This is a genomic window from Gardnerella vaginalis, from assembly GCF_001546455.1.
In the GTDB taxonomy this organism is placed as follows: Bacteria; Actinomycetota; Actinomycetes; order Actinomycetales; family Bifidobacteriaceae; genus Bifidobacterium; species Bifidobacterium vaginale_B.
The window spans coordinates 215,085-217,208 of sequence record NZ_KQ956813.1 but is presented as its reverse complement, the minus strand read 5'-3'; the positions used below and the strand labels follow the sequence as shown (position 1 = coordinate 217,208).

Annotated in this window: 1 protein-coding gene; it reads left to right on the top strand. The window is 37.5% G+C overall.

Going from position 1 to position 2,124, the window contains the following annotated elements; translation table 11 throughout:
- Positions 1-193: 193 nt before the first annotated feature.
- On the top strand, positions 194-2,124 hold a 1,931-nt coding region (locus HMPREF3216_RS02420), incomplete at its 3' end, for a BspA family leucine-rich repeat surface protein (RefSeq protein WP_230953850.1).

The following is a 2,124-nucleotide window of genomic DNA, read 5'->3' as shown; positions in this document are numbered from 1 at the left end:
ATAACTGGGGGAGTTGTGGCCAATGCTTCTGCTGTTTCAAGTGTTGCTTCTTCTTCTAGTGTTGTTAAATCGCCTGCTGCTAACGTCGCTAAAGCTGCTAATTCTGTTACGGGGGGGGGGTGTACAGAATTCTGATCGTTCTGCTGTTCCGACTGTTACAGCTACTAGTATTAGTGAAGATAAAGCAAATAACATGGCTGGTTGCGAGGCTGAAATTAAAGATGAAAATGGCGTTAAATACCTTGTAATCAAGCCAAAGAATAATGCCAATGAGGGCATTATTAGTGCCGACCTTAGATCAGCAGAATTTGAAGCTATTCGCGATAAGCTTAAAAGTAATAATATGTATGGTGCCACTTTAAAATTTGAGGGCAGAGTATATGGCTATGGCAGTATTGAAGGATTGTTTAGCGAGACTCACATTGCATCTCTTGGCAATATTGATCAATTTGATGTAAGCAACGTTACTGATATGTCGTACATGTTTAGCTGGTGCAAGAGTCTTGAGAGTTTGAACGGCTTGGAGAAGTGGAATACGGGCAATGTTACTGATATGTCGTATATGTTTAGTGGGTGCAAATATTTGAAAGGCTTGGATGGTTTAGAGAAGTGGAACACAAGCAATGTCACTAATATGAATTCAATGTTTAGTAGTTGTTTTTTTAATGATTTTGATAGTTATCAACAAAGTTCAACTTTTTTAAACCCTATTAGTAATTGGGATGTACGTAACGTTACTGATATGGGAGGAATGTTTTATTTTGGAAAGAATTTAGTAAATATTGATGCTTTGAAAAGCTGGGATACGTCAAATGTAAAAAATATGAAGGGTATGTTTTCTAATTGCAAAAAACTCAAAAATTTGGATGGATTGCAAAACTGGAAAACTAGTAATGTAACTGACATGTCTTACATGTTTGAGGATTGCGAATCGCTACTAAATATTAATGGTGTAGCAAACTGGAACACAGGTAACGTTACTAATATGCAAAGAATGTTTGCTAACTGTTTGCGAAGTGTAAAAGCTAGCGGGGGTATGTGCGGTATTTTTACTGATGCTGATTATTGTAAGAGGAGTGTGTCAGATCTTAATGCTGTTAAAAATTGGGATGTTAGAAACGTCTCAAAAATGGGCGGGATGTTTGCAGGAAGTGAAACATTAACCGACATTAGTGCTCTTAATAATTGGACATTTAATAAAGATTTACCTTATATTGATTTAGTGAGTTTAGTTACAGACGAGCATATTAGTGAAGATAATTACGTAATCTTCTTAAAAAATCTTATGCAAAAATTAAAAGATTTTCAGGGAAGGCTTGAATTAGACGGTTTTGTATTAGAGAAATTAAGCCAAAAGCAAATTAATGAAATATTTGGAAATCTGTATGATTCAATAATTATTATTCATGAATGGCCTGGTGTAAAAATAAATACTAAGTCTGCTATTTTTAACTTGAAGACCAAGAAGCAAGTAACTTTGACTTTTACTGGTTCTACTAGTCACAGTATTGATATTAATGATTTCCCTGCAGTTTATATTAGTTCCGAAGCTCATGATGATGATAATGATGAAGAACAAAATAAGAATGATATCGAAGCTGTGAAATCTGTTGTTAATACAGCTATTGAAAGTAAGATAAAGGAGTTGCAGGAAACTCATCCCGAACTTACTGGAAACTATGCTGCTTCGAGGGCAATAGCGAATGTAAATGATGTTTTTCAAACTTATAATCTTGAAGTAGATAAATCAAGAATTAAGAATCCAGATCCTGATCCAACTCCGACTCCGCTGCCGCCTACACCAGAGCCTGAGCCTGAACCAACTCCAGATCCAACTCCAGATCCAAATCAAACGCCTGGCGGAGGTAATCCAGGTGGTGGATTGAATCCTAACGGAGGTGGTTCGGGTGATAAGCCTGGTAACAACCCGAATAACCCTGGTAATGGCTCGAATAATGGCAACGATAATACCAATGGCTCGGGCGATGGTACTGGCAACGATAACACCAAGAACGATGGTAACGGAAATGGTGGCACTGGAAACGGTAGTAATAATACCAATGGCAACAACACCAATGGTTCGAACACTAACCGCAATCGCAATGGTGGTTCTGCGGGTGGAAA